This window comes from Comamonas testosteroni (assembly GCF_030505195.1).
GTDB lineage: Bacteria > Pseudomonadota > Gammaproteobacteria > Burkholderiales > Burkholderiaceae_C > Comamonas > Comamonas testosteroni_G.
This window is the reverse complement of sequence record NZ_CP129672.1, coordinates 3351826-3377364: the sequence shown is the minus strand read 5'-3', so window position 1 is coordinate 3377364 and position 25539 is coordinate 3351826. Positions and strand designations below refer to the sequence as shown.

At 57.0% G+C, this 25539-nt stretch carries 23 protein-coding genes; 2 read left to right on the top strand and 21 right to left on the bottom strand.

What is annotated here, in order from left to right:
- The first annotated feature begins 489 nt into the window (after nt 1-489).
- Nucleotides 490-960, top strand: a complete 471-nt coding sequence (locus tag QYQ99_RS15555; protein ID WP_302088998.1) for an acyl-CoA thioesterase — start codon at nt 490-492, stop codon at nt 958-960.
- A gap of 64 nt (nt 961-1024) precedes the next feature.
- Here QYQ99_RS15555 and QYQ99_RS15550 read toward each other — a convergent pair whose 3' ends face one another.
- The 14 genes from QYQ99_RS15550 to argB form a co-directional block, all read right to left on the bottom strand.
- Nucleotides 1025-1678 carry a bactofilin family protein gene (locus tag QYQ99_RS15550; protein WP_302088996.1) on the bottom strand — a complete coding sequence of 218 codons (654 nt, stop codon included), beginning with the start codon at nt 1676-1678 and terminating at the stop codon, nt 1025-1027.
- 241 nt (nt 1679-1919) lie between these two features.
- The gene (locus QYQ99_RS15545; protein WP_302088995.1) at nt 1920-2432 is read right to left on the bottom strand and encodes a thioesterase family protein; all 513 of its coding nucleotides are present in this window, start codon (nt 2430-2432) and stop codon (nt 1920-1922) included.
- A gap of 345 nt (nt 2433-2777) precedes the next feature.
- Complete coding sequence (locus tag QYQ99_RS15540; RefSeq protein WP_302088994.1) at nt 2778-3572, bottom strand: enoyl-CoA hydratase; 795 nt, start codon at nt 3570-3572, stop codon at nt 2778-2780.
- A 46-nt stretch (nt 3573-3618) separates the two neighbouring features.
- Nucleotides 3619-4452 carry an acyl-CoA thioesterase gene (locus QYQ99_RS15535; protein ID WP_302088993.1) on the bottom strand — a complete coding sequence of 278 codons (834 nt, stop codon included), beginning with the start codon at nt 4450-4452 and terminating at the stop codon, nt 3619-3621.
- A 37-nt stretch (nt 4453-4489) separates the two neighbouring features.
- Nucleotides 4490-5455, bottom strand: a complete 966-nt coding sequence (locus QYQ99_RS15530) for an alpha/beta hydrolase family protein (protein ID WP_302088992.1) — start codon at nt 5453-5455, stop codon at nt 4490-4492.
- A 12-nt stretch (nt 5456-5467) separates the two neighbouring features.
- Entirely contained in the window at nt 5468-6664 is a 1197-nt protein-coding gene (locus QYQ99_RS15525) for an acetyl-CoA C-acyltransferase (protein ID WP_114863266.1), read from the bottom strand.
- 180 nt (nt 6665-6844) lie between these two features.
- Entirely contained in the window at nt 6845-9268 is a 2424-nt protein-coding gene (locus QYQ99_RS15520) for a 3-hydroxyacyl-CoA dehydrogenase/enoyl-CoA hydratase family protein (RefSeq protein WP_302088991.1), read from the bottom strand.
- 178 nt (nt 9269-9446) lie between these two features.
- A complete protein-coding gene (locus QYQ99_RS15515; RefSeq protein ID WP_302088990.1) occupies nt 9447-9890 on the bottom strand; it encodes a DUF2147 domain-containing protein in 444 nt (147 codons plus the stop codon).
- Between the two features lie 87 nt (nt 9891-9977).
- A complete protein-coding gene (locus tag QYQ99_RS15510; RefSeq protein ID WP_302088989.1) occupies nt 9978-11774 on the bottom strand; it encodes an acyl-CoA dehydrogenase C-terminal domain-containing protein in 1797 nt (598 codons plus the stop codon).
- 75 nt (nt 11775-11849) lie between these two features.
- On the bottom strand, nt 11850-12656 hold the full coding sequence (locus tag QYQ99_RS15505) for a TetR/AcrR family transcriptional regulator (RefSeq protein ID WP_302088988.1): 807 nt from the start codon (nt 12654-12656) through the stop codon (nt 11850-11852).
- 186 nt (nt 12657-12842) lie between these two features.
- Nucleotides 12843-13538 (bottom strand): nucleoid occlusion factor SlmA, encoded by a 696-nt coding sequence (gene slmA, locus QYQ99_RS15500; protein ID WP_034373339.1) that lies wholly within the window; start codon nt 13536-13538, stop codon nt 12843-12845.
- 176 nt (nt 13539-13714) lie between these two features.
- Nucleotides 13715-15214, bottom strand: coding sequence for a sensor histidine kinase (locus QYQ99_RS15495; RefSeq protein WP_302088986.1), 1500 nt, complete (start codon nt 15212-15214; stop codon nt 13715-13717).
- Nucleotides 15215-15344: 130 nt separating this feature from the next.
- On the bottom strand, nt 15345-16064 hold the full coding sequence (locus tag QYQ99_RS15490) for a response regulator transcription factor (RefSeq protein ID WP_003068054.1): 720 nt from the start codon (nt 16062-16064) through the stop codon (nt 15345-15347).
- Between the two features lie 157 nt (nt 16065-16221).
- Nucleotides 16222-17121 (bottom strand): acetylglutamate kinase, encoded by a 900-nt coding sequence (gene argB, locus QYQ99_RS15485; RefSeq protein WP_302088985.1) that lies wholly within the window; start codon nt 17119-17121, stop codon nt 16222-16224.
- Nucleotides 17122-17269: 148 nt separating this feature from the next.
- Here argB and QYQ99_RS15480 point away from each other — a divergent pair, with 148 nt between their 5' ends.
- On the top strand, nt 17270-18379 hold the full coding sequence (locus QYQ99_RS15480; protein WP_302088984.1) for an MraY family glycosyltransferase: 1110 nt from the start codon (nt 17270-17272) through the stop codon (nt 18377-18379).
- On the opposite strand, the gene QYQ99_RS15475 is transcribed toward QYQ99_RS15480, so the two are convergent.
- Genes QYQ99_RS15475 through QYQ99_RS15445 form a run of 7 tightly spaced genes read right to left on the bottom strand, consistent with a single transcriptional unit; the run spans nt 18365 to nt 25535 of the window.
- Entirely contained in the window at nt 18365-18865 is a 501-nt protein-coding gene (locus tag QYQ99_RS15475; RefSeq protein ID WP_302088983.1) for a WbuC family cupin fold metalloprotein, read from the bottom strand. The genes QYQ99_RS15480 and QYQ99_RS15475 overlap by 15 nt on opposite strands.
- A 2-nt stretch (nt 18866-18867) precedes the next feature.
- Complete coding sequence (locus tag QYQ99_RS15470; RefSeq protein ID WP_302088981.1) at nt 18868-20046, bottom strand: glycosyltransferase family 4 protein; 1179 nt, start codon at nt 20044-20046, stop codon at nt 18868-18870.
- Between the two features lie 27 nt (nt 20047-20073).
- Entirely contained in the window at nt 20074-21204 is a 1131-nt protein-coding gene (wecB, locus tag QYQ99_RS15465; RefSeq protein WP_302088980.1) for a non-hydrolyzing UDP-N-acetylglucosamine 2-epimerase, read from the bottom strand.
- Nucleotides 21205-21264: 60 nt separating this feature from the next.
- Entirely contained in the window at nt 21265-22395 is a 1131-nt protein-coding gene (wbjC, locus tag QYQ99_RS15460; RefSeq protein ID WP_302088979.1) for a UDP-2-acetamido-2,6-beta-L-arabino-hexul-4-ose reductase, read from the bottom strand.
- 3 nt (nt 22396-22398) lie between these two features.
- Nucleotides 22399-23448 (bottom strand): polysaccharide biosynthesis protein, encoded by a 1050-nt coding sequence (locus QYQ99_RS15455; RefSeq protein ID WP_302088978.1) that lies wholly within the window; start codon nt 23446-23448, stop codon nt 22399-22401.
- Complete coding sequence (locus QYQ99_RS15450; protein ID WP_302088977.1) at nt 23435-24556, bottom strand: hypothetical protein; 1122 nt, start codon at nt 24554-24556, stop codon at nt 23435-23437. Before QYQ99_RS15450 ends, QYQ99_RS15455 begins: the two co-directional genes overlap by 14 nt.
- Nucleotides 24549-25535, bottom strand: a complete 987-nt coding sequence (locus tag QYQ99_RS15445; protein WP_302088976.1) for a glycosyltransferase family 2 protein — start codon at nt 25533-25535, stop codon at nt 24549-24551. Before QYQ99_RS15445 ends, QYQ99_RS15450 begins: the two co-directional genes overlap by 8 nt.
- Nucleotides 25536-25539: the final 4 nt, after the last annotated feature.

Here is a 25539-nt window from a genome sequence, read left to right as displayed (position 1 = left end):
AATCCTCGCAATAGCACAGCTATTGCTGCGGTAACGCGCCTTGCATCCCATCCCGCAAAGCCACTGTCGTGGCGCGAGGAGATCGTCAACACGTTCTTAGGGTGCGCAGCCCGCCAGCCCAGCAGACACGCGCATTCAGCGCACCGGCCTGCAAGGCCTGCCTGGGAGTCATTGCCGTGAAAGGTCCGGCCAGCGCTGCCGCGCCGGTCAAGGGCTCGGGATGGCAGGAGGGCTGCACGGCCTGCACAAGCGGTTTGAGCGGCGTTGCAGATGTCACATCGTCTCTGCCCGATATTGGGGCTTTTACCGGATGGCTGCTGCAGGCCGCCAGCACGACACTCAGGCATCCACAGATCCACCACAAACATCGCTGCATAGTTACCCCCTACTTACTTGCCCGAACCGTCGTTAGTGGCTTTTCCTCGCCAACATGGTAGAAACCCGATGTTGAGGGACAATTCAATCTTTCCATTCGTGTCACAGATTTCCATGCCCCCCCGTTCGCCCGACCTTCCCAGCGTTGCCCTGCCCGCCGACAAGGAACTGGTTCTCAAAGTCGTGCCCATGCCTGCCGATGTCAATGCCAATGGCGACATCTTCGGTGGCTGGGTCATGGCGCAGGTGGATCTGGCCGGCTCGGTGCTGCCGCAGCGCATCAGCCACACCCGCATGGTGACCGTGGCCGTCAACGAATTCATCTTCAAGCAACCCGTGCGCGTGGGCGACATCCTGTCCTTTTATGCTGGCGTGCAGCATGTGGGTCGCACCTCGGTCGCCGTGGATGTGCAAGTCTTTGCCGAGCGCTTTTCCGACCAGGGTAAATATGTCAAAGTGACCGAGGCCCGCCTGACCTATGTGGCCATAGACGCCACCGGCAAGCCTCAGTCTCTGCCCGACACCGAGCAGACACGTGCCTGGCGCGAGAAAATCCAGGCTCAGGCTGCTGCCACCAAGAACTGACATTGTTCAGGCATAAAAAAGCGACCTCCGAAGGTCGCTTTTTTCATGGGCTGTGCGCAGAGATTCAGGCGACTGCAGCGCTACCCGTCGTTTCATTGCTGCTGACCACACCGCTCACCTGGCTGCTGGCGCTGCTGCCGGCACTGCTCTTGCTCCAGGCTGAAGCAGAGGCAGTGCTGGAGTTGCTGGTGCCGGAGCGGGTTCCCGCTTCGATCTGCCCCGTCAACTCGCCCCCCTCTTCGATCACCACCTTGCCATAGCGGATCGTGCCGCTGACCTTGCCCGAACCATAGATCACCAGCTTTTCGCGCACCGTGAGAGTGCCGTCGAACTTGCCGTGGATTTCTGCGATATCGATCTCGGCCGTACCGTGAAACGCCCCCTGTTCGGCAATCTTGATGACACGGGAGTTCATGGTCGCCTCAACCGTTCCCTCCACGACCAAGGTGTCGCAGTCCGTGATTTCCACGCCCTTGAGCTTGATGTTCGGACCGACGGTCAGCTTGCTGCCTCCGTTTTCCTCCGCAGCAGGTGCGGTGGCAGTTGCAGTCGCAGCCGCACGCATGGTGCTCGATGGTGCCGTGCCAAGGCCCGCGTTACTCAGAGAGCTGGCGCCAGATGTCGCAGCGCTATTCGCTGTCGAAAGCCCGCTGACGGAACTGCGTGAAGGAAAGTTATCGTTATCGCGTTTGCCGAAGAACGGGTTTTGCACAGCCATGGCAGGAATCTCCTAGTCAGAAAGTGCCATCCTATGCAGCATAAGTAGCAACATTTACCGCCATCTCGCAATAACGGTAAGCAAAGCTTTCACAAGTTTCAGTTACTTGCATGCATTGCCTGATCTCACACAATGAAAGATTTGGCTGCATCCGGGCAAGCGTTCACTTGCCCGTCTTTGAAGCACTTTTTGCTGCCAGTCCATATTTCGCTGGCGCTTGACGCTCTCGTTTCAGAGAGCGTCAAGAGACGATATAGGCCGCTGTGCCGGTCGAGAGCAGCTCGCCATCCACCGACAGAAACTCCATCTGAGTATTCGCCACCCGCGAGCCCAGGCGCAGCACTCTGGCAGTGAGCAGAAATTCCTTGCCGATGCCGGGGCGCATGTAGTCCACCCGCAGATCGATTGTGCCCAGCCGGGAAAACCGATGCAGTCTTTGCGCGGGCGTATCGTCCATATGCTTGGCCGCAATGGCTGCCATTACAGCCAGCCCGCCCATGGAGTCCAGGCCGGCGCTGATCACGCCGCCATGAATGCGCTGATAGGCCGAATGTCCGATCAGATCAGGTCGCATGGCGATATGCCCCTGCACCCGCGTGGGCGTGATCTCGCCGATCTTGAGCCCTATGGTCTGGTTGAAGGCCACGCGCGTTTCGAATATCTCGCGCAAGCCGGAGATGAACTCCGGCTCGAACTGCACGGACTCGGCAGCCTCCTGCGCCCAATTGCGGGACGGTACGGACCTGGATGTCATAGGCAATCCTGAAAAACGGTCAAAGAAAAATCGCACTGCAACGGGCGATTCTCAGATCGGCACGGCCGCAAGCCGGCGAAGCTGGCCTGGATGCCGGTACATGCCTAAATCCGGATGGCGCTTTGAGTAAAACCGCCACCCATCGCTACGCTCCAATTGCTGCCGCAATGTCTGACTTCAGCACTGGCTGAAGTCGGGGTGGCGTTTTTGGCGAAACCGCCACCCATCGCTACCCTCCACTTGCTGCCGCAATGTCTGACTTCAGCACTGGCTGAAGTCGGGGTGGCGTTTTTGGTGAAACCGCCACCCATCGCTACGCTCCAATTGCTGCCGCAATGTCTGACTTCAGCACTGGCTGAAGTCGGGGTGGCGTTTTTCCATGAAGGCCGTCAGGGCTTCCTTGGCTGCGGGCTCGCGCAGCATGCGGGCGAAGACCGCTCCTTCTTCCACGATACGCTCGCCCACTGCCTTGGACTGGCCGCCCTTCATCAGGCGCTTGGTCTCGATCAGCGAGGACAAGGGCTTGCGCGCCAGCTTTCTGGCCTGGGCCTGTGCCACGGCATTGCATTCGCTGGGCGGCACCACGCGGTTGATCAGGCCCACCTCCAGCGCGGCTTCTGCCATGAAGGGCTCGCCCAGCAGCAGGGCCTCGGCGGCGCGGTGATAACCCAGCATCTGGGGCAGAAGCAGGCTGGATGCCGCTTCGGGGCATACGCCCAGGTTGATGAAGGGCAGCGAGAAAGCGGCGTTATCGCCGGCATAGACCAGATCGCAGTGCAGCAGCAGCGTGGTGCCAATGCCCACGGCCGGGCCACAGACCGCAGCAATCAGCGGCTTGGGAAAGGCCGAGACTTCCTGCAGAAAACGCCACACGGGGGCATCGGCGCCCATGGCATCGGGGGTGGAGGCCTGCTTCAGGAAGTCCGCAATATCGTTGCCTGCGCTGAAGATGGCGATGTCGCCCTGGAACACCACCACACGCACGCCTGCGTCGACCTTGGCGGCAACCAATGCGTCTGCCATCTGGCGGTACATGGCCTCGGTGAAGGAGTTCTTCTTCGCCGCACGGTTGAAGGTGATAGTGCACACGCCCTCTTCGGTGTGCACCAGGATGTCCTGGCTATCCTGGGTATTGCTCATGGTGTTGCCTTGTGAATGATGTGAACAGCTTGCCGGTTTCAGCGCGCTATTCCTTGTAGTAAACAATCTGGTGGCTGGTCGCCAGCATCTGGCCGGACTGGCTCCACAACTGGGCCGTCTGGTCAAAAAATCCATTGCGGAACTCCTGCCCACGCGCCTGCGCCAGCAGCAATCCGTCACCTGCCTCGGCCAGCTCCTCGCGTCCGGCATGGAAGTAGACCGTGATGGACACCGTGCCCGCCGGCACGCGCCTGGAGCGGCGCAGCCACGCCCGCGGAAAGAACACGTCGGAGACCGCAGCCAGCGACGCGAAATCCAGCGGACGCGGCGGATTGTCCCTCACCCAGAGTCGCGTCAGACTGTCGCGCTCGGCCCCGTCCTCCTCACGCGGCAGGATTCCGTCCACAAATCGCATCTCATAGCGGGTCAGCCACTCGGAGGCCTTGAACAGGGGCGGCACGCGCTCCACCTCGGCAGCAGCCCGGACCTCGGGCATGGGCATATCGCTGACGCTCCAGGTCTGACGGCGTACTGCGGTCACGGCCGTGGCCGTGGTCACGATCTGCGGCTGGCCCTGGTCATCGGGCTGGGTGATCGTCAGCAGCCAGTGCTGGGTGGAGCGGTTGGTGCGCACCGGCCTGGCCTCGATCTCGAAAGCACCCGGCCCCACGGCTGCCGCATAGTTGACGGTGATGGACAGCGGATCGCCCAGGCACTGCGGGTGTTGCGCAATGGCTTGCACCAGGCTGGCCGCCGTGATGCCGCCATAAGGGCCGACCATATTCCAGTAATCGGGCGAGGCCGTTCCCTGGTACTGATTGGGCACTCCCGTAGCGGTCAGCGCCACGGCACGATCAAAGGGGTGGAGGTCTGTGCTCATGTTTGGCAGTGTTGCCCAAGGGCGGGAATGAAAGCCGTCAAACAGGTGACTCATGCGGCCCGAACAAGGGTTTGCCTGGGCCGCGGTCACCGTCGCGCCAGCTCTGCAGCAAAGGCAGCAGGGGCTGCCACAGTAGCTCGCGCATCTCTTCCTTGAAATACCCCAGATGGCCTATGCGTCCGCCCGGAGCCAGCCCCGGGTCCACACGCTCCAGCGTGCTGGGCGCACTTTTGTACCAGCCCACCAGCGCTTGCGCGCTGGCCAGCGACATCATTTCGTCGTCCTCGAAATACAGCGCATGCAAGGGGTAGTGGGCTGCTGCATAGGCCTCGGCGGCCCAGCGCCCCTCCACCCCCATGGCGTACAGAGGATTCAGGCACCAGCGACGCCACTGCCAGATCACGCCTGCCGGCAGATCGCCCACGATGCCCAGCTTGCGTCCCGGAAAAGCGCCGTACAAAGCCGTGACCAGCGGAGCGACACCCCACCAGAACAGCCGGATCATGCGCCTCGTGGGCGCTGCGTTATCGCGCCAGTAGCCGCTGCCGCTGCCCACGGAAAGCAAGCCGTTGATGGGCAGGGGGATGGAAGCCAGCCCCGGCAGTTGCGAGCCCACGCTATGACCAATCCAGATCAGCGGCTGCTGGGGAAACTGCTGCTTGAGATGCACGGCCACCAGCTCGCAGTCCTTGGCCCAGTCCAGCAAGTCGGCCCTGGCGTCGCGCAGCGGCACCTGCAGCGACAGGCCATGACCGCGGTAGTCGAAGGTGGTGACGCCATAGCCCTGCTCCGCCAGCCAGCGGGCAAAGGCCTGGTAATAGCTTTGCTGCACGCCCATGGCGCCCGCCACCACCACCTGGGCCAGCGGCGCAGCCGCCCTGGGCTGACACTGGCGCAGCACCAGATGGGCCGAGCCCACGGAGATGGGCAAAGCCAACTCCGTCCATTGCACGGTAGCTTGCACCGGAGCTGGCCCAGAGGCTTGCGACGGGTCGGTCTGCATGGTCGGCAGCGTTCAGACGCGCTCGAAGATGCCTGCCGCGCCCTGACCCATGCCCACGCACATGGTCACCATGCCGTACTTGAGCTGCTTGCGTTGCAGCGCATGCACCACGGTGGCGGCACGGATGGCTCCGGTCGCCCCCAGCGGATGGCCCAGTGCAATCGCACCGCCCATGGGGTTGACCTTGCTCTGGTCCAGGCCCAGGGTGTTGATGACGGCCAGGGACTGGGCCGCAAAAGCCTCGTTGAGCTCGTACCAGTCGATATCGTCCTGCTTGAGACCCGCGTAGCGCAGCGCAGCGGGAATGGCCTCGATAGGGCCAATGCCCATGATGGCGGGTGGCACGCCCTTGCTGGCGTAGCTGACGAAACGCGCCAGCGGCGTCAGACCAAAGCGCTTGACGGCATCGCCGCTGGCAATGATCAGCGCGCCCGCACCATCGCTGGTCTGAGAGCTATTGCCCGCAGTGACCGAGCCGCGCGCCGCAAACACGGTGCGCAGCTTGGCCAGGCCTTCGAGGCTGGTATCGGGGCGCGGGCCTTCGTCCAGGCTCACGGTGCGTGTGCTGGCCACGGTTTCGCCGGTGGCGATGTTCAGCGTGCGGTCGGTGACTTCGATCGGCGTGATCTCGGCGGCAAACTCGCCGGCCTGCTGCGCGGCGATCGCGCGGCGGTGCGATTCGAGTGCAAACGCGTCTTGCGCCTCGCGCGAGACCTTCCACTGCTGGGCCACCTTCTCTGCCGTCAGGCCCATGCCGTAGGCAATGCCCACATCGCCATCGCGCTCGAAGATGCTGGGCGAGAGGCTGGGCGCATTGCCCATCATGGGCACCATGCTCATGCTCTCCACGCCGGCGGCAACCATCACATCGGCTTCACCGACGCGGATGCGGTCTGCCGCCATGGCCACGGCCGACAGGCCAGAGGCGCAGAAACGGTTGACGGTGATGCCGCCGATGCTGGTGGGCAGTCCCGCCAGCACGGCACCGATACGCGCCACGTTCAGGCCCTGCTGGGCTTCGGGAATCGCGCAGCCGCAGACGATGTCCTCGATCGCCTTGGGGTCCAGGCCGGGCACCTGGGCCAGCGCCGCCTTGAGCGTGGTGGCCAGCAGATCGTCGGGACGGTAGTTGCGGAAAAAACCCTTGTGCGAGCGACCGATAGGCGTGCGCGTGGCGGCAACGATATAGGCGTCTTGTACTTGTTTCATGACCAAATTCCTTGGTTGTCTCTTAGCTCTTTAACCTGTGTGCAAGGCTTCAATTGCTTGGCGGCGCATACCAGCAGCCAGCAAGCAAGGGCCGCCCCGCAGCGTTGCTGGCGCTCCCCTTCCCGCAAAGCGGGAGAAGGGGGAAGGCGCGCAGCGACTCAGGGGGATGCCCATATCAAATCAGTTGCGTACCGGCTTGCCGGTGTTCAGCATGCCCAGGATTCGTTCATGGGTCTTGGGGTGGGCAATCAGGTGGCAGAAAGCCTTGCGCTCCAGGCTCATCAGATAGGCCTCATCCACCAGCGTGCCGGCATCGACATCGCCGCCGCAGACCACATTGGCGATCAGACCCGCAATATGCTGGTCGAACTCGCTGATGAAGCCGCCGTCGCGCATATTGACCAGCGAGCCCTTGATGGTGGCCTGGCCGCTGCGCCCCGCCACGGGAAAGCTGCGCTTGTGCGGTGCACGCCAACCGCTGGCGGCCATGGCCTTGGCCTCGTTGATGGCAACAAACAGCACCTCGTCCTTGTGGGCCACGACGATGTCGCTGTCCAGCAGATAGCCGAGCTTGCGCGACTCCAGGGCGCTGGTGCCCACCTTGGCCATGGCAGCGGCCGTGAAGCCTTCGGTCAGGAAGGGCAGCAAATCCTTGCCGGTGCTGGTGGCAGCATTTTCGGCAGCGCGGCGCGCGATATAGGTCAGGCCGCCGGCGCCGGGCACCAGGCCCACGCCGACTTCCACCAGACCGATATAGCTTTCCATATGGGCCACGCGACGCGCCGAATACACCGCCATCTCGCAGCCACCGCCCAGCGCCAGCCCGTGAATGGCAGACACCACGGGCACCTGTGCATAACGCAGGCGCAGCATCAGGTTCTGCAGCTCCTGCTCGATGCTCTCGATGGCGTCCGCTCCACCGATCACAAAGGCAGGCATGGTGGCCTCCAGGTCCGCGCCCACGCTGAAGGGCGCATCGCCGGACCAGATGACCATGGCGTCGAAGTCGCTCTCGGCCGTATCCACCGCCTCCATCAGGCCTTCCATGACTTCGGGGCTGATGGCGTGCATCTTGTTCTTGATGCTGGCAATCAAGACTCGCTTACCGCAGGGGCTGTCATCCTCATCCAGCGTCCAGGTGCGCAGCGCCCTGGTTTCGGCAATCGTCGTGCCAGCCGTCTGCCAGTCGGGCAGATCGGTTTCACCCAGCAGTTTCTCGGGGAAGAGCTGACGCTCGTACACGGGCAGCACACGGCGCGGCACGAATTGGTTCTGCGCAGGGCTCCACGAGCCATTGCCCGTGTGCACGCCGCCGGCCTCGGCCACCGGACCTTCGAAAACCCATAGGGGCAGCGGCGCCTTGCACAGCGCCTTGCCGGCATCGATGTCCTCCTGCACCATCTTGGCCACCTCCAGCCAGCCGGCTTCCTGCCACAGCTCGAATGGGCCCTGCTTCATGCCGAAGCCCCAACGCATGGCCTGATCCACATCGCGTGCGCAATCGGCAATGGATTGCAGGTGCACGGCGGCATAGTGGAAGCTGTTGCGCAAAATGGCCCAGAGGAACTGGCCTTCCTTGCCCTCGGCATTGCGCAGCAGCTTCAGGCGCTCTGCAGCGGGCTTCTTGAGCATGCGGCCGTAGACCTCATCGGCCTTGCCGCCTGCGGGAATGTAGTCCTCGCTGTCGAGCTCGAACTGGAAGATGTCGCGACCGACCTTCTTGTAGAAGCCCTTCTTGGTCTTCTGGCCCAGGTTGCCCAGCTCGATCAGCTTGGCCAGCACGGGCGGCGTGCCGAAGCTTGCGTAGAAGGGGTCGGTCTCCAGGCTCAGATTGTCCTGCAGCGTCTTGACGACATGAGCCATGGTGTCCAGGCCCACCACATCGGCCGTGCGGAAGGTGCCCGAGGAGGCACGGCCCAGCTTCTTGCCCGTGAGGTCGTCCACCACGTCAAAGGACAGGCCGAAGTTCTCGACCTCCTTCATCGTGGACAGCATGCCGGCGATGCCGATGCGGTTGGCGATGAAGTTGGGCGTGTCGTGCGCGCGCACCACGCCCTTGCCCAGCGTGCTGGTGACAAAGGCCTCGAGCTGGTCCAGCACCTCGGCCTGCGTGGTGGGCGTGTTGATCAGCTCCACCAGCTGCATATAGCGCGGCGGGTTGAAGAAGTGAATGCCGCAAAAGCGCGGCTTGATGGCGTCGGGCAAGGCCTCGGACAGCTTGGTGATCGACAGGCCCGAAGTGTTGGATGCCAGCAGCGCGTGCTTGGCGACGAAGGGAGCGATCTTGTGATACAGGTCCAGCTTCCAGTCCATGCGCTCGGCAATGGCCTCAATCACCAGATCGCAGCCCTTGAGCAGCTTCATATGCTCTTCGTAGTTGGCCGCCTGGATCAGCTCCACATCATCGGCCACACCGATCGGCGAAGGCTTGAGCTTTTTCAGGTTGGCAATGGCGCGCTCTGCAATGCCGCTCTTGGAGCCGTCCTTGGCCGGCAGGTCAAACAAAATGACCGGCACCTTGACGTTGACCAGATGGGCGGCAATCTGCGCACCCATCACGCCCGCGCCCAGCACGGCGACTTTTTTCACATTGAATCGGGACATGATTGCATTCATTTCAGGTATTCATAAAGCGCACAGCGCATGAAACTGGCGCGCCCCGGTCCGGGGCAGCCGAGCGAGGGCCGGGGCTGCATCCCCCCTCCGTCAGCGCGTAACGCGTCAAGAGAAGAGGAAGGTACGCAGCCATCCAGGCGCAGCGACTCAAGGGGCTTCATTTCAATTACTGAACGCGGATCCAGGTCTGGGTACGCCAGAAGGGGCCGATGGAGCCACGCACTTCCAGCTTCTGGCCTGCGTCGATGGGCGTCAGGCGCACGGTATAGGTCTTGCCGTTTTCGGGATCGAGAATCTTGCCGCCTTCCCAGACTTCCTTGCCTTCGGCCTTCTTGACGCCGCTGATCAGCGTCATGCCCACCACGGGCTTGTCCTTGAGCTCGTCCTTGCACTCGGTGCACAGCGCATTCGGGTCCGCGCCCTTGCGCAGCAGGGCCTCGACCTTGCCCGTGACCACGCCGCCGGCCTCGGTGATCTTCACCTGCGCCTTGGGCGTGTTTTCCTTTTCATCCATGCTGCGCCAGGTGCCTATGGGCGACATCTGCGCCCAGGCGGCCGACATGCTGCTCGCTATCAATACAAGAGCTACTACCGCTTTTATCTTCTTCATTTCCGAGTCCTTTATATTCAAAACAACGGATGAATAGGCGCATGCAGCTACTCTTTCAATAGCGAAGCAGCATGCACCTGCGGAGCGTCAAGCCAGGGCCGCGTCGCTATCCATCAGCGACTGGCTGCCGGCGCGAGCGGTGCGCATCAGCGACGCCGTCTCGGGGAACAGCTTGGCGAAGTAAAAGCGCGCGGTCTGCAGCTTGCCCTGGTAGAAGGGATCCGCATTGCCGGCAGCGATCTCGCGCAGCGCCACCTGGGCCATGCGGGCAAACAGGTAGCCAAAGACCAGATGGCCGGCCACGCGCAGATAGTCCACGGCGGCTGCGCCGACTTCGTCGGTGTTCTGCATGCCCTTGAAGCCGATCTCGGTGGTGAACTTGGTCATCTGCTCGCCCAGCATGGCAATGGGCGTGATGAACTCGCTCATCTTCTCGTTGACGCCTTCTTCCTCCACCAGCTGAGCGATCAGCTTGCCGAACTTCTTGAGCGTCGCGCCCTGGTTGCCCAGGATCTTGCGGCCCAGCAGATCCAGCGCCTGGATGCCGTTCGTGCCTTCATAGATCATGTTGATGCGCGCATCGCGCACAAACTGCTCCATGCCCCATTCCTTGATGAAGCCGTGGCCGCCGAAGACCTGCTGGCTCAGCGTCGTCGCCGTCCAGCCGTTGTCGGTGATGAAGGCCTTGACGATGGGCGTCAGCAATGCCACCAGCTCGCCGCTGTCCTTGCGCACCTTCTCGTCGGGGTGGTGCAGCTCCTTGTCCAGCAGCAGGCCGCAGAAGGTGGACAGCGCGCGGCCGCCTTCTGCATAGGCCTTGGCCGTGAGCAGCATGCGGCGCACATCGGGGTGGACGATGATGGGGTCAGCCGGCTTGTCCTTGGCCTTCACGCCCGACAGGCTGCGCATCTGCAGGCGGTCCTTGGCATAGGCCAGTGCATTCTGGTAGGCCACCTCGGTCAGTCCCAGCGACTGGTTGCCCACGCCCAGGCGGGCCGCATTCATCATCACGAACATGGCTTGCAGCCCCTTGTTGGGCTCGCCCACCAGGGTGCCGACGGCACCATCGATATTGATCTGGGCCGTGGCATTGCCGTGAATGCCCATCTTGTGCTCCAGCGCACCGCAGAAGATGGGATTGCGCTCGCCCAGCGTTCCATCGGCCTTCACCTTGAACTTGGGCACGACGAACAGGCTGATGCCCTTGGAGCCGACAGGCGCATCGGGCAGACGCGCCAGCACCAGGTGCACGATGTTGCTGGTGAAGTCATGCTCGCCGGCCGAGATGAAGATCTTGTTGCCGGTGATCTTGTAGCTACCATCCCCCAAGGGCTCGGCCTTGGTGCGCAGCAGGCCCAGGTCGGTGCCGCAGTGCGGCTCGGTCAGGCACATGGTGCCGGTCCACTCGCCGCTGGTCAGCTTGCCCAGATAGGTCTTCTTCTGCTCCGGCGTGCCATAGGCATGCAAAGCCTCATAGGCACCATGCGACAGACCGGGATACATGGTCCAGGCCTGATTGGCGCTGTTGAGCATTTCATACAGCGCCGAATTGAGCACGAAGGGCAGGCCCTGGCCGCCATACTCCGGATCGCAGGACAGAGCAGGCCAGCCGCCTTCGATGAACTGCGCGTATGCCTGCTTGAAACCCTTTGGCGTGGTGACCTCGTGAGTCTCCTTGTTCAGCGTGCAGCCCTCTTCATCGCCGGAGATGTTCAGGGGAAACGCGACATTGGCCGCAAACTTTCCCGCCTCTTCGACCACCGCGTTGATGGTGTCGGCATCGACCTCCGCGTACTTGGGAATCTGCTGGTAGGTCTCGGTGACCTTGAAGACCTCGTGCATGAGGAATTGCATGTCACGCAGTGGCGGGTTGTAGCTGGGCATTTGTCGTCTCCTGTGATGGTTGCGCGTTGAACGGTTTGCTGTTGGGGTTGGAACTGACGCGGGTTGTGAGTGGCCTCAGGCGGCCGGAGGCTCGCTGGCATAGCGCGCCAGAATGTTGTTGAAGCCTGCATGAGCGCGCTCTATCGAGCCTTCGCTGTGCAGAAAGCGGGCCTCGTAGTGCAAGGCCAGAATCAGGCCGTGAATTTCAAACAGCAACTGGCTGGCATCGGCATCCGCACGCAGATCGCCGCATTCCTGGCTTTGCACAATGGTGCGGCGCATGGCGGCCAGCCAGGTGCTGACGGATTCAACCAGTGCATCGCGCACCGGACCCGTGCGGTCGTCGAACTCCACCGCTCCGCTGATATAGATGCAGCCGGAATCGATCTCCATGGAAGTGCGCTTCATCCAGTTGCCAAACAGCTCGCGCAGACGCGGAATGCCGCGCGACGCCTCGATGGCGGGGTAGAAGACTTCCTGCTCGAAACGGTCGTGGTACTCGTGCACCACGGAAATCTGCAATTCCTCACGCGAGCCGAAATGGGCAAAAACGCCCGATTTGCTCATCCCCGTGAGCTCGGCAATCGCGCCAATGGACAGGCCTTCAAGGCCGATATGGGTTGCCAGATTGAGCGCTGCCTCGACAATCGTGGCCTTGGTCTGCTGACCTTTGGCGAGCGAGCGGCCCGCAGACCGGACGGCTGCAGCCTCAACGGCCTTGCTGGGGCTAACCGCATCTTGCGCCTGGGCGTGCAGCTTGCGAGACTTTGCGCTAGTCTTCACGGGCCCGCTCTCCCCTTGCTGCCCCGAACGGCCGGCCCTATGCGCCGCATCCCTGGCGGCGGGAGAAGTGGTGGAACGGGAAACGGGAGACGAGGCCATGAAACTCTCAATAAAACGAACGTTCGTTCTATTTTGCACAGTTTCAGGCCGCTTTTGAATCCATCAAGGGTAAATACTTACCCTTCCCTGCCAGAACTTTTGCCGACTCAGGTGCCTTGATACACCATAAAAAACGCCGCCAGTCCTGAGACTGCGGCGTTTCTGAAAGAGCACCCGACGAGTGACTCAGACCACGACCATCATGGCCAGGCTGGCATCCAGGTGTTCGGTGGGCAGGCGGCGGAAGCCCGAGCGGGCATAGCGCTGCAGACGCCCCAGCGCAAACGAGGTCAGCACACTGGCAGCCACCGATGCTTCGGCCGTCGGTGCAGCAGAGCCCATGGCGCCAGCGGCAGGGCGCAGGCATTGGCGCAAGGTGGACTCGATGCGGTCAAAGAACTGGTTCATGCGGGTCTGCAGACGCTCGTGCTCGAAAACAATGGCGTCGCCGACCATCACGCGCACCATGCCAGGGTTTTTTTCGCCGAACTGCAGCAGCAATGCCACCACGCGGTTGGCATTGCGCACGCTCGTGATCGGGTCATGTGCAGCCTCGGGCACATCGCGGCCCACGATCTGCTGCACCAGCGTGAAGACGGACTGCTCGATGAACTCGATCAGGCCTTCGAACATCTGGGCCTTGCTGGCGAAATGACGGTACAGAGCCGCCTCGCTCACGCTCAGATGGGCAGCCAGGGCCGCCGTGGTAATACGGTCGGCACCGGGCTTTTCCAGCATGGAGGCCAATGCCTGCAAGATTTGCTCGCGGCGTTCGCCCGGCTTGGGGCGCTTGCGTGCAGGAGCCATGGCAGGAGCGGCAGGACTGTCCTCCGCGGGATTTTCAATATTGGAAACAGGCGACAGGACTTCAGACTCAGACATAGGCGACTCAGTATTTATTAGCAATTTTCTCACAGCCAGTTGCACTGTTAAGCACACGACTATCCTTACCGGTAGGTGCCAGGTGCGTCAAACCAACCTTAATACACAGCAGGCTTGCGGTCTCCACCCCGAACTTTCACCCCCGCTCTCACCAACACGCAAGCGTAACCGAGAAATTAACCTTTGAGAGCTTCAGATACCTCATGACTGCCTTCTGAAACTGATTGAACCGGAATTTCAAGTCTTACTAATAGGCCTTTACCGAAACTGCCATCTGAAAAACTCAGTACACCTTGATGCAATTGCGTTATTTCATCGGCAATTGCCAGGCCCAGACCGGTTCCTTCTTCAATCACCCCCTGCGCGCGATAGAAACGCTGGGTAATCTGGCTGCGCTCTTCCTCGGGCACGCCGGGCCCGTCATCGTCAACCTCGACAAAAGCCCATTGCTGCACACCCGCCATCTGCAGCAAGGTGGCATCGTCCGTGCCCACGGGCCGGGGGCGCAGACCGCAGCGCAAGGTGACGCTGCCGCCCCTGGGCGTGTACTTGATGGCGTTTTCCACCAGGTTGGAAACCAGTTCGCGCAGCAACCAGCTATGGCCCCAGACCGATGCAGGCTCGACCTCGAGACCAAAGTCCAGATGCTTGATCGAGGCCCGATCGATAAAGGTCTCGAGCATGCTTTCGCAGAGCTCCTTGAGATCCACCTCCTGCAGCGGCTGCACCTCGGCATTGCGCGCATCGGCACGCGACAGAGCCAGCAGTTGACGCGCCAGTTGGGAAGTGCGCCGGGTTGCATCGCGCAGCTGCTCGATCTGCTCCACCGTGAGCACGACCTGCGCCGGCTCGCCCGTACGCTTGGCCAGGCGCCTGGCCTCCTGTCCGCTCAGGGCCCAGGCCTCCACCTGGGTCTGCAAGGCCGCCAGCGGCGTGCGCAGTTGGTGGGCTGCATCGGCGACGAAACGGCGCTGGCCTTCGGCCTGGGCATTGACCAGGGAGAACAGGCGATTGAGCGAGCGCACCAGAGGCCGCACCTCGGCCGGTGAGGTCTGCTCGTCGATCGGGCTCAGATCGCGCGGCGAGCGGCGCTCCACCGCCTGCGTCAGCTTGTGCAGCGGCTTGAAGGCCCGGCTCACCGACCAGTAAATGGCCACGGCCGCGCCCGCAATCAGCAGCAGATTGGGCAGCAGCACATGCATCAGCAGCTGTCGCACCCATTGCTGGCGCACATCGCTGCTGTCGGCCAGCATGACGACCATCTCGCCGGCGCCATAGGTTTCGGCCTTGAGCACGGCAACGCGATAGGTCACACCGTCGTGCTCCTGGCTATGGAATTCCGCCGTGCCGGTCGCAGGCACATCGAAGCTGATCCAGGTATCGCCTGCCACCACATTGCCTTGCAGATCGCCCACGGCATAGCCTGCTTCATCGCCCTGATTGCGCAAAAAGTCTTCGACGCTTGAAGTCAGCGACACCAGCGGCGGCGTACCGTCCGCAATCGAGGGCGCGAGCACCGAATCGGCCAGGGCCGGCAGCAAGCGCAACAAACGCTGGTCATGCTGGGTGGAGGCCTCATCCGCGGCGCTGTAGCTGAACCAGCCGCCCATGGCCGCCAACAGCATCAGCGGCACCAAAAGCAGAACCAGCAGCCGAAAACGCAGATTGGCGGTCATTAATGCTTATTCAATGAGAACTCAGAGTATTCAATTTTTATAGCTGCAAGCGCTTTATTAATAACCAGTTCGGATATATAAATAACCAAACTCCATATCAAACAATCGCTGACAGCTATCAAATAGAGAATCAAACGGATTCAGGCATCAACTCCAGCCGATAACCGAAGCCGCGAATGGAGCGCAGGGCCACGCCATGCGGCTCCAGTTTGCTGCGCAGGCGGGACACATAAACTTCCACGGCATTGGGCGTGATTTCGCGGTCCCAACCGGTCAGGGCCTGCAGCAACTTTTCCTTGCTGGCGGGCTTGGGAGCATTGAGCAGCAGATACTCAAGCACCGTCCATTCGCGCGGCCCCAGGTCGATGGGCAGCAGCTTGCCTTCAGTTTCGCCCTCCTGCGGCAGCTGGCGTGCGCCGGCGCGACGGCCCGCCGTATCCAGCTCAATGCAGCCAAAGTTCAGGACAGCCGAAGTTGCTGCCTGGGAGCGGCGCATCAGCGCACGCAGGCGTGCCAGCAACTCGGGCAGCTCGAAAGGCTTGACCATATAGTCGTCAGCACCCCAGTCCAGGCCCTGCACCCGGTCCTGCAGCGCATCGCGCGCCGTGAGGATCAACACCGGCATGGCCTTGCTTTCCACATCGCTGCTGCGCAGGCGACGCGTCAACTCCAGACCGTTGATGCCCGGCAGGCCGATATCGATCACCGCCACATCGAACGCTTCCTGGGCCAACACTTCCAGCGCACGCTCGGCGCTGCCCACCCAGTCCACGGCATAACCGGCATCGGAAAGACCCAACTTGATACCGCTGGCCACCATCACATCATCTTCCACCAGAAGCAAACGCATAAAGTCCTACCTCGCTCAAAAACAAAAGCCGCCCAAAGGCGGCTTGCGGCGGAGTCTTGAGCGCGACTCCACCCGGGAAAGCCCTGCGGCGATGTTAACGCCATATGTGAAAAGCCACTCGAGAAGAGCAACCACATGTCAGGGCCAGACAGGCTCATCAATGGCTGCGAATCATCGTGCCATACGCCTGGTCCGTCAAAATTTCCAGCAGCATGGAATGCGGCACGCGTCCATCGATGATGTGCACCGCATTCACGCCCGCCTTGGCAGCATCCAGGGCGCCCGAAATCTTGGGCAGCATGCCGCCAGAAATCGTACCGTCGGCAAACAGCGCATCAATCTCGCGCGCCGTCAGATCCGTCAGCAGATTGCCGGCCTTGTCCAGAACGCCCGGAGTGTTGGTTAAAAGCACCAGCTTTTCAGCTTGCAACACTGTTGCGAGTTTGCTTGCAACCACGTCGGCGTTGATGTTGTAACTTTCGTTCTCCTCACCAAAACCGATAGGGCTGATCACCGGAATGAAAGCATCGTCCTGCAGCGCCTTCACCACACTGGGGTCGATGGCGACGATATCGCCCACCTGACCCACATCGTGCTCGATGCTCGGATCCTTGTTATCCAGCATCTTGAGCTTCTTGGCACGAATCAAGCCACCATCTCGCCCCGTCAGGCCCACTGCCTTGCCGCCGGCCTGATGGATCAGACCCACGATGTCCTGCTGCACCTCGCCAGCCAGCACCCACTCCACCACTTCCATGGTCTCTTCATCCGTGACACGCATGCCTTGAATGAATTCACCCTTCTTGCCAAGACGACCCAGCGCCGCCTCGATCTGAGGTCCACCACCATGAACCACCACAGGGTTAATCCCCACCAGCTTGAGCAACACCACATCTTCTGCAAAGTCCGCCTGCAGGGCGGGATCGGTCATGGCGTTACCGCCATACTTGATGACCATGGTCTTGCCATGGAACTTGCGAATGTAGGGCAGCGCTTGCGCCAGGATTTCGGCTTTGTCGCGGGGGGCGATCTGGGTGGTGGAGTCAATGGTGGTCATAGATCAAAGCTCAGTCCCGTGGGACAATGTTCAAGTCAGATGGGCTGCATTGTGCCGCAAATGCTCTTGGAGACGAGCAAGATGCCAACTTCCCCGAGTCAGCTACCCTCGATATAAAACTTAAAACAATTCCACATCCACACACTCCATGAATTCGATTATTTTCTCTGTTCAAGAGTTATTCAGGTATGACGCGTTTCTTGCAGGCTTGGCTTCGTTTATTACCTGCGTGTTGCTGGTTACCACCAAGAAATGGCATGGCAGCTTTTCCATGGACTCCAGTAGTGGGGTACAAAAAGTTCACACCACCCCGACTCCCCGAATTGGCGGTATCGGTATTGCAATAGGCGTCTTTGCAGGTTTCGCGGCCTCAAGCCATGGTGCAGCTGCGGCAGAGAAGAGAATGATTCTTGGTGCCATCCTCATGGCTGGAATACCCGCTTTCATTTTTGGCCTTTTGGAAGATTTGACCAAGAAAGTATCGGTAAAAATCCGTCTTCTGGCCACCATGGCCTCTGGCGTACTGGGCTGGGGTATTACTGGTACATCGCTCACCCATGTCGATATTCCAGGCCTTGACTTCTTGCTGGGATTTACCATCATCTCGGTCATCTTCACTGCCATCGCTGTTGGCGGGGTTGCCAACTCCATCAACATCATCGATGGGCTGAACGGCCTGACTGCAGGCACTGCAATGATTATTCTTGCTGCCTTCGGCATCATCGCTCGGCTGGTAGGAGATATTCCTCTTGCATTTACCTGCCTGATCATAGCGGGTGCTGTGGCAGGTTTCTTTTTTGTCAACTGGCCAAAGGGGAAGATATTTCTGGGGGACGGCGGAGCTTATTTCCTGGGCTTTACACTGGCATGGATTGCCGTGCTGCTACCCGAGCGCAATCACTCTGTTTCCCCCTGGACCAGCCTGTTGATTTGTTCCTACCCAATTATCGAAGTAGGTTTTAGCATTTTGCGAAGATCTCTCCGAGAGGGCTACAGTCCAACTGAGCCAGACTTCTTTCACCTGCACTCTTTGGCCAACAAACGCTGGGCACGAAAAATATTTTCCAATTTTTCAAAGCCTATGCAAAATGGGTTAACCGCGCCTTTTCTCTGGATCTATGCAGCAATCCCCTGCACATTGGCAGTCCTGACCTATCAAAGCAAACTATTGACTGCCGCATCTTTCATATTCAGCTCTTTATGCTATTTGATGTTCTATCGAAAGCTGGCATTCTTTAGATGGCTACCCAGGAAGTGACACATGCTTCTTCAAGGCCTCCAGGTAAACTTGACCTTCTTGAGTCATTTCCTCGGGAGCCCAGGAAGCGAAATACTTCGGAGCGTCAGGATCGAAGGGGCCACCCTTCATTTCGAGCAATATAGAGCCGCTCTCAAGTGAAATGACGGTGTGCCATTGCCCCGGCTGAACCTCGACCCCCACGGCCACGTCCGGCTCCTCTGCGTGATTTCCTGCGCCGAATAGGTGAACAGCCTGCACTTCCCCTTTGCTTCCAAACACCATGAAAGCCAGCAAACCCTTGATGGCAATCAGAGTCTCTGCCCCCTGGTAGGGGCCGTGGCAGTGAGGCCTTAGATAGCTATCGGGCTCAATCGCATTGAAGAATCGCTGGCATGCCTCCTGATAGTCAGCGTGCAGGTTCTTGTGCTTTCGCCTTCTGGGATTGGATTTAGCCTCATCTATCAATGAGCCCATCAAATCCCCAGAGAAAACTCGTACCGACATTATTATCTTTCTAGTTCCTGAACGATTTGTCTCACAGCTTGCGAAGGCGAAAACATTTTTTCATATACAGCTCTACATCTTTTCTGGAAATCGGCATCCGTCTCGACAGAATTGATCAAAGCATTAGCCTTTCGCTCTAAGTCCAGGATGTCAGCGCTCTCGCAAGCCACACCGACACCTTCGCTCCTTATGATCTCCGCAAGATCATTGCCAGGGTTTATGTTTGCCAGAACGGGAATGCCGCTTTGCATATATGAAAGAAATTTCCCGGGAATGTTGTGGGATTTATGCCTCTGATCCAAAGAAACAATACCTGCGAAGCATTGCTCATAAAGTGCAGGAATCTCATCAGGATGGATCTCATCCTTGAATTCCATGTTATCCAAAGACCTTCTCCGAGATTCCTCAGCCAGCCTTTTGGCCTCACTACCACGACCAACAAACAAAAATCCAATATCGCGACGATCTTTAAGTTTTTCTGCCAGATCTATCAGGATGTCCATTCCCTGAGCGACGCCCATATTCCCAGCATACACAAATATCTTTCGACCGGCCAGAGTCGTCCTATTAATCGATATCGAGCAACTACCTGGCTTCGTATCCGCCAGCCAGTTTTGAAGAACCACCAGTTTTTTCCCCCTGTTTTTTTCCCAATCCTCAAAATATGAGAGATTCCCAGGAGTTTGAACGCCAATGATATCGGCCACAGAATATTGATAGCGGGCCACTGCATTGAAGAAACGGTAAATAATCCCCCTCCCCATCAAACCCATATCAACAGCCCATTCAGGGAAGATATCTCTTATTATCAGATAACCTTTGCAGTCACTGGTTTTCTTCAAGTCATTGACAAAAGGCGCATGAAATATGGAAGGGGCGTACCAAGCAATACCATCCCATTTCTCGTCACGCAAAGGGGACTTTTTATAACCCTCCTTCATGAAAAATGGCATCAAAAACTCTGACAGGGTTCTTCTCGCGTAATTGACGTCCTTAGTTTTGGGGGACTTCAGCCTCAAGACCTGAAAGCCTTCCATATCCTCAAGAAGAAAGTCCTCCTTGATCTCCCATGATGGAAGAATTACCGTCAATTCATGACCTTGAGCCACAAATTCACGCGATAAGTCCCTTAGCTGCACTGCCCCGGAATTTCGCAAGGGAGGAAAAGTGTCAGCGATCAAGGCTATTTTCATTCTTCACGACCAGTCTCAGTATTTCTTCCACACAACCCGATTCACATAATCGGTGTAGCTGTGAATGATACGGACTACCTTGTCACTCACGTTCGGCATGCTGTAGTCAGACACTTGGCGCAACAGCCGTTCGTCGCCCCGCAGCTGCTTCTGCAAAATCGCCAGCCCCTGCAGCACCCGCTGCTCTTCCAGGCCGACCATCATCACAGCCGCTTCCTCCATGCCTTCCGGACGCTCATGGGCCTCACGCAGGTTCAAGGCCGGAAAGTTCAAGATGGACGATTCCTCGTTGATAGTGCCGCTATCGGAAAGCACCGCCCGCGCAGACAACTGCAGCTTGTTGTAATCGGTAAATCCCAACGGCTTGAGCAATTGCACCAGAGGATTAAACTGCGTCCCCATGGCCTCCACCCGCTTTTGTGTGCGCGGATGGGTGGAAACAATAACAGGCAGGCCATAGACTTCGGCTACCTTGTTGAGCACCTGCACCAGCTTGCCGAAATTGCGGTCGGATTCAATGTTTTCCTCGCGGTGCGCACTGACCACGAAGAAGTCTGCTGGCTGCAGTCCCAGCCGCTGCAACACATCGGAGGCATCGATACGCTCGCGGTAATGCGTCAGTACCTCGAACATCGGGCTGCCGGTCTTGATGATCTGATCCGGCGGCAAGCCCTCTCGCAGCAGATACTCACGCGCGATGCTGCTGTAAGTGAGATTGATATCGGCCGTGTGATCCACGATGCGACGATTCGTCTCCTCGGGAACACGCTGGTCGAAGCAGCGGTTACCCGCCTCCATGTGGAAGATCGGGATCTTTCGCCGTTTGGCAGGAATCACTGACAGGCAACTGTTGGTATCACCCAACACCAGCAGCGCCTCGGGCTGCTCGGCGATCAACACGGCATCCATGGCTGCAATGATCTTGCCTATGGTCTCAGCGGCGCTGCCGCCGGCTGCGTTCAGGAAGTGATCCGGCTTGCGAATGCCCAGATCGTCAAAGAAGATCTGGTTCAGCTCATAGTCGTAGTTTTGACCCGTGTGCACCACAACATGCTCGCAATTCTCGTCCAGGCGAGCCAATACACGGGAAAGACGAATGATTTCAGGCCGGGTACCGACCACGGTCATGACTTTGAGTTTTTTCATTTGGGATCTGGAAGGAAGAGGATCTGACGCCCGGGCTCACCGGGCACTCAGCGAAGCTGGTTACAGCAGGCAGGCAAAGGTATCCGGCCGAGCGCGGTTGAATACCTCGTTTGCCCAGAGCATGACAATCATCTCGTCAGAGCCGATATTGGTTATGTCGTGAGTCCAGCCAGGCACCGTCTCCACGATCTCGGCCTTGTCACCGCTGGTGACAAGCTCATGGGCTTGGCCTGTCTGCATATGGCGAAATTTGAAACGCGCCTGCCCTTTGATCACTAGGAATTTTTCGGTCTTCGTGTGGTGGTAATGCCCCCCTCGCGTCACACCGGGGTGCGCCGTGAAAAAAGAAAACTGGCCGCAATCCGGTGTCTTGAGCATCTCCACAAACACGCCTCGTGGATCGCCGTGCTGAGGCACTGTGTAAGTAAAAGACTCCACAGGCAGATAGCTTACATACGTGGCATATAGCGCCCGAACCCAGCCTGTCCCCACACGCTCGGTCATCAGCGTGCCACGGCTGTCCTTGAAGGCCTGGATCTGGGCGGCGAGCTGACCCACAGTTGTCGTGTATTGCGGAGTCACGGCGGCAAAGCCATCGACATCGACCATGGCATCCGCACCATCCATGAGTTGCATGAAGCGCTCAACGACATCGTCCACGTAAACAAGAGTCAATGACACCGCTGGATCATTCACCTGAATGGGCAGATCGCGCGCTATGTTGTGGCAAAAGGTCGCCACGGCAGAGTTGTAGTTGGGCTTGCACCACTTGCCAAAGACATTGGGCAAACGGAAGACATGCACCGGCACACCTGCCGTGCGCTGCAGAGCAAACAGTGCATCCTCGGCCATGCGCTTGCTCTGCCCGTAGAGGTTGTCAAGCCCCGCCTGGGTGGAAGAGGTGCACACTACAGGGATCTTTCGCCCCGTCTCCGCGGCCACCTTCCCCACCGCTCGGCACAAGACTTGTGTCAGTTCGGCGTTGCCGGTAGCGAACTCATGCGGGTCTTTCGGCCGATTGACGCCAGCTAGGTGGAACACGAAATCCACCTCCTTCAGCAAACCGGGCAGCAGAGCCACATCGCTTTCACGCGTAAAGCCCAGAACCTGCACATCCTTGCGCTCGGCTAAGTGCAGTTGCAAATTCTTGCCTACAAAGCCGTTAATGCCGGTGATCAGGACCTTTTTCATACTTCAGTGCTCCTCGACATCAATCAGCTCGCCATTGGAAATACGTCGCATTCCCTCCAGCTTAAGCAGCAGTTTCTGCATGCCAGCCACATCCAAGCGCAGCGTATTATGAGAGTTGTAGTCCTCACCATGAGCCGTCTGGGTCAGACGCTGCTGCCCCTGATCCACATATTTCCCATAGTTCAAATCACGGCTGTCGGCAGGCACGCGGAAATAGTCTCCCATGTCTTCCGCGCAGGCCATTTCCTCGCGGCTGAGCAGGGCTTCGTAGAGCTTCTCCCCATGCCGTGTACCTATTACATTCACCGGATGTTCGGGCTTGCCCATCAAGCCCGTCACCGCATGGGCGAGCGTCTCGATCGTCGCAGCCGGTGCCTTTTGAACAAAGATATCGCCGTTGTTGCCATGCTCGAAGGCATAAAGCACCAAATCAACGGCATCGGCCAGCGTCATCATGAAACGCGTCATGGCAGGATCCGTGATCGTGATAGGCTGCTCTCTAATCACCTGCTGAACAAACAGTGGAATCACCGAACCGCGCGATGCCATCACATTGCCATAGCGAGTGCCGCAGATCACCGTACCCGAGCCTTCGAGGTTGCGACTGGCAGCGACCATCACCTTTTCCATCATTGCCTTGCTGATCCCCATGGCATTGATGGGATATACGGCCTTGTCCGTGCTGAGGCAGACCACGCGCTTGACACCAGCCTGGATTGCAGCTTCTAGCACATTCTCGGTCCCCAGTACATTAGTACGAACCGCCTGCATGGGATGGAACTCGCAAGACGGCACCTGCTTCAGCGCCGCAGCATGGAATACATAGTCCACTCCGCGCATGACCTGTTCAACACTACGTGCGTCACGCACATCACCTATATAAAACTTAATCTTAGGATTTCCATAGCGCTTTCGCATGTCATCCTGCTTTTTCTCATCACGACTAAATATTCTTATTTCAGAAATATCCGACTTCAAAAATCTGTTTAGAACAGCATTTCCGAACGATCCGGTTCCACCTGTTATACAAAGAATTTTCTTATCGAATTTCATGGGAATCACCTTTCATTTCATGATTACTTCTTATGAAAATAAAAACAAATGTCATAAAAATGTATGCATTTGCCCCAATAACCAAACCCTTTGTATTCAAAATCAATCCAAAAGTCAGCCATAGAAATTGATGAATACGATTTTTGAAAGCTCTCATTGAAAGTGCTATCAACAAGAAAAGCACTAGAAAAATGGATATCACCCCATAATAATTTATCAAAATCACCCATCCAATATCAGATCCAGACTCCTCGCCATAAACCTTCGTACCAGCTCCAAACATCCAATCCCAAAATCCATTATTGTGAAAATTCAGATGATTTTCAATTAGTATTTGAACTGTTCGAAGCCCACCTGAATCTATCTCGTCAGAAAATCTTGGTATATATTTAATTCCAAAATAAAAAATCAATACAAATGAAACTATAGCAAAAATAATTTTATTGATGACTTTAATCTTGGCCCCCATGAATCCTAAAATAGCAGCCACAGCGACCAAATTTGAATTCACAAGCTGTGTTACAGCATTTATCAAGACTATAGGCGAACTTAAACCAATGAGGATCAAGCTAATAAAAACAGAAACTGAAGGCGATGTGAAATTTATTTCATTAGATAATCCAAAACCACGGCTCTCAATATTTTGAGGCCACAGATTAACCGAATCACTTGCTCCAATAAAATTGTAAACCGCGACCTTAAAATCTACAGAGATATATGTAGCAATCCAAAAAAACAGCTGAACGAAAAATGAGAGCTTCAAAACCCACAGCAATTTCTTCACATCATTCTTTATATACTCCTCAACAATAAAAAAAGCAGAAAAAATCGAAGCAAAAAACATAAAAAATATTCTTAAAGAGAGCGACATTGAATCAAAATCAGCCCCATACAGAATATCTATAACAAGAGAATAAAAAAACAAAAGCAGTATTAAAATATACTCAAATTTAGCACAGAAAATTAATTTATTTGCCTTAGAAACAGATGAAAATACAAATAATAAATACGCAAAATTAATAAATATAGAAATATAGGCAAAAGAATAAAAAACACTAATCCGGTAAAATGATAAAAAAAATACAGCTCCAAAAAAGAACTTAGTCATACCATCCTGTTTTATTAACACTCGAAGTATTTAAGATATTTTTATATCTATCCCTTTTCCCATCCCTATAGGCGGCAGCCAAAACCAATTTATAAAAGTTTTCAACGTAGCAATAACTCAAACCATCTGTCAATTCGCAGAATTTCAAAACCAGCTTAGGAATATAGGAATCAAGCACACCAAGCATTACTCTAATCTTGATGCTTGCAGACTCACTTTCCAACAAGGATGTTTCCCCCAACGAAGCGTCTATTTTATTCTTTCCATAAAAGACTCTCATCCCATCTTTTGAGCAATGGTAAAATTTCTTACAAAATTTCCTCAAACTTCCCTTTAGCTCAAGATGCAATATATCTGAATCACAAGTGATCAGACCAATCCCCTTATTTGATAATTGCAAACCAAAATCAATATCTTCATACCCATACCCCTTAAATGAATCATCAAAATAGACTCCTTCGTCCAAAAGAAGATCTCTTCTGACAAACATATTCATTGTTACGATATTTTTATATGAAAGCACAGTCCCTTTATTTGATTTAAAATGCCGCCCATTTCTATACCGATAATAGTTACTTCTGGCGACTAAATCTTCATCAAAATACACACCGCCACATAACAAAACTTTTTCGTTTGCATGCTCCTCAGCAAATGAGAAAAAATTCCTAAGCCATTCAGCCTCTGGAACGCAGTCATCATCAAGAAATGCAATGTATTTTCCAAACGAATTATTTATTCCAAAGTTCCTTTTCGAACTAATTGAGTTCTCAAGAATATTTAGATATCTTACTTTTTCACTCGAAACTTCATCAATAACAGTCATGGTCTCAAGACCGCTATAACTGTCAACTACCAATATTTCATATGCAATATCATTTGCATGAGATTGATTCAACAGAGCTTGCAGAACCATTTTCAAAATCTCATGCCTACGCCACGTCGAAACAACAATAGAGACATCCACAGTTTTCTTATCCATAAAT

Excerpts from the sequence above, each read along its gene's own strand:
- wbjC (WP_302088979.1), bottom strand. The coding sequence starts at position 22,395 with ATGAAAAAGGTCCTGATCACCGGCATTAACGGCTTTGTAGGCAAGAAT.
- QYQ99_RS15515 (WP_302088990.1), bottom strand. The coding sequence starts at position 9,890 with ATGAAGAAGATAAAAGCGGTAGTAGCTCTTGTATTGATAGCGAGCAGC.
- argB (WP_302088985.1), bottom strand. The coding sequence starts at position 17,121 with ATGACCACCATTGACTCCACCACCCAGATCGCCCCCCGCGACAAAGCC.
- QYQ99_RS15510 (WP_302088989.1), bottom strand. The coding sequence starts at position 11,774 with ATGCCCAGCTACAACCCGCCACTGCGTGACATGCAATTCCTCATGCAC.
- QYQ99_RS15535 (WP_302088993.1), bottom strand. The coding sequence starts at position 4,452 with ATGAGCACAGACCTCCACCCCTTTGATCGTGCCGTGGCGCTGACCGCT.
- QYQ99_RS15480 (WP_302088984.1), top strand. The coding sequence starts at position 17,270 with ATGAATTCGATTATTTTCTCTGTTCAAGAGTTATTCAGGTATGACGCG.
- QYQ99_RS15455 (WP_302088978.1), bottom strand. The coding sequence starts at position 23,448 with ATGAAATTCGATAAGAAAATTCTTTGTATAACAGGTGGAACCGGATCG.
- QYQ99_RS15540 (WP_302088994.1), bottom strand. The coding sequence starts at position 3,572 with ATGAGCAATACCCAGGATAGCCAGGACATCCTGGTGCACACCGAAGAG.
- QYQ99_RS15550 (WP_302088996.1), bottom strand. The coding sequence starts at position 1,678 with ATGGCTGTGCAAAACCCGTTCTTCGGCAAACGCGATAACGATAACTTT.
- QYQ99_RS15445 (WP_302088976.1), bottom strand. The coding sequence starts at position 25,535 with ATGGATAAGAAAACTGTGGATGTCTCTATTGTTGTTTCGACGTGGCGT.
- QYQ99_RS15530 (WP_302088992.1), bottom strand. The coding sequence starts at position 5,455 with ATGCAGACCGACCCGTCGCAAGCCTCTGGGCCAGCTCCGGTGCAAGCT.
- QYQ99_RS15525 (WP_114863266.1), bottom strand. The coding sequence starts at position 6,664 with ATGAAACAAGTACAAGACGCCTATATCGTTGCCGCCACGCGCACGCCT.
- QYQ99_RS15505 (WP_302088988.1), bottom strand. The coding sequence starts at position 12,656 with ATGGCCTCGTCTCCCGTTTCCCGTTCCACCACTTCTCCCGCCGCCAGG.
- QYQ99_RS15555 (WP_302088998.1), top strand. The coding sequence starts at position 490 with ATGCCCCCCCGTTCGCCCGACCTTCCCAGCGTTGCCCTGCCCGCCGAC.
- QYQ99_RS15545 (WP_302088995.1), bottom strand. The coding sequence starts at position 2,432 with ATGACATCCAGGTCCGTACCGTCCCGCAATTGGGCGCAGGAGGCTGCC.
- QYQ99_RS15495 (WP_302088986.1), bottom strand. The coding sequence starts at position 15,214 with ATGACCGCCAATCTGCGTTTTCGGCTGCTGGTTCTGCTTTTGGTGCCG.
- QYQ99_RS15450 (WP_302088977.1), bottom strand. The coding sequence starts at position 24,556 with ATGACTAAGTTCTTTTTTGGAGCTGTATTTTTTTTATCATTTTACCGG.
- QYQ99_RS15475 (WP_302088983.1), bottom strand. The coding sequence starts at position 18,865 with ATGTCGGTACGAGTTTTCTCTGGGGATTTGATGGGCTCATTGATAGAT.
- QYQ99_RS15520 (WP_302088991.1), bottom strand. The coding sequence starts at position 9,268 with ATGTCCCGATTCAATGTGAAAAAAGTCGCCGTGCTGGGCGCGGGCGTG.
- slmA (WP_034373339.1), bottom strand. The coding sequence starts at position 13,538 with ATGTCTGAGTCTGAAGTCCTGTCGCCTGTTTCCAATATTGAAAATCCC.
- QYQ99_RS15490 (WP_003068054.1), bottom strand. The coding sequence starts at position 16,064 with ATGCGTTTGCTTCTGGTGGAAGATGATGTGATGGTGGCCAGCGGTATC.
- wecB (WP_302088980.1), bottom strand. The coding sequence starts at position 21,204 with ATGAAAAAACTCAAAGTCATGACCGTGGTCGGTACCCGGCCTGAAATC.